This is a genomic window from Pseudomonas sp. NFACC39-1 (genome assembly GCF_900110355.1).
Classification (GTDB): domain Bacteria; phylum Pseudomonadota; class Gammaproteobacteria; order Pseudomonadales; family Pseudomonadaceae; genus Aquipseudomonas; species Aquipseudomonas tehranensis.
This window is the reverse complement of sequence record NZ_FODL01000035.1, coordinates 1-1386: the sequence shown is the minus strand read 5'-3', so window position 1 is coordinate 1386 and position 1386 is coordinate 1. Positions and strand designations below refer to the sequence as shown.

1 rRNA gene is annotated in these 1386 nt (G+C 53.5%); it reads right to left on the bottom strand.

Features of this window, described 5'->3' with window-relative positions:
* Positions 1-19 precede the first annotated feature (19 nt).
* Positions 20-1386, bottom strand: a 23S ribosomal RNA gene (locus BMY45_RS27190); the annotation flags it as partial.

Here is a 1386-nt window from a genome sequence, read left to right as displayed (position 1 = left end):
CAAATTGCTTGGGTGTTATATGGTCAAGCCTCACGGGCAATTAGTATGGGTTAGCTCAACGCCTCACAGCGCTTACACACCCCACCTATCAACGTCGTAGTCTTCGACGGCCCTTCAGGGGACTCAAGGTCCCAGTGAGATCTCATCTTGAGGCAAGTTTCCCGCTTAGATGCTTTCAGCGGTTATCTTTTCCGAACATAGCTACCCGGCAATGCCACTGGCGTGACAACCGGAACACCAGAGGTTCGTCCACTCCGGTCCTCTCGTACTAGGAGCAGCCCCTCTCAAATCTCAAACGTCCACGGCAGATAGGGACCGAACTGTCTCACGACGTTCTAAACCCAGCTCGCGTACCACTTTAAATGGCGAACAGCCATACCCTTGGGACCGGCTTCAGCCCCAGGATGTGATGAGCCGACATCGAGGTGCCAAACACCGCCGTCGATATGAACTCTTGGGCGGTATCAGCCTGTTATCCCCGGAGTACCTTTTATCCGTTGAGCGATGGCCCTTCCATACAGAACCACCGGATCACTAAGACCTACTTTCGTACCTGCTCGACGTGTCTGTCTCGCAGTCAAGCGCGCTTTTGCCTTTATACTCTACGACCGATTTCCGACCGGTCTGAGCGCACCTTCGTACTCCTCCGTTACTCTTTAGGAGGAGACCGCCCCAGTCAAACTACCCACCATACACTGTCCTCGATCCGGATAACGGACCTGAGTTAGAACCTCAAAGTTGCCAGGGTGGTATTTCAAGGATGGCTCCACGCGAACTGGCGTCCACGCTTCAAAGCCTCCCACCTATCCTACACAAGCAAATTCAAAGTCCAGTGCAAAGCTATAGTAAAGGTTCACGGGGTCTTTCCGTCTAGCCGCGGATACACTGCATCTTCACAGCGATTTCAATTTCACTGAGTCTCGGGTGGAGACAGCGCCGCCATCGTTACGCCATTCGTGCAGGTCGGAACTTACCCGACAAGGAATTTCGCTACCTTAGGACCGTTATAGTTACGGCCGCCGTTTACCGGGGCTTCGATCAAGAGCTTCGCGTTAGCTAACCCCATCAATTAACCTTCCGGCACCGGGCAGGCGTCACACCCTATACGTCCACTTTCGTGTTTGCAGAGTGCTGTGTTTTTAATAAACAGTCGCAGCGGCCTGGTATCTTCGACCGGCGTGGGCTTACGCAGCAAGTGCTTCACCCTCACCGGCGCACCTTCTCCCGAAGTTACGGTGCCATTTTGCCTAGTTCCTTCACCCGAGTTCTCTCAAGCGCCTTGGTATTCTCTACCCAACCACCTGTGTCGGTTTGGGGTACGGTTCCTGGTTACCTGAAGCTTAGAAGCTTTTCTTGGAAGCATGGCATCAACCACTTCGTCACCCA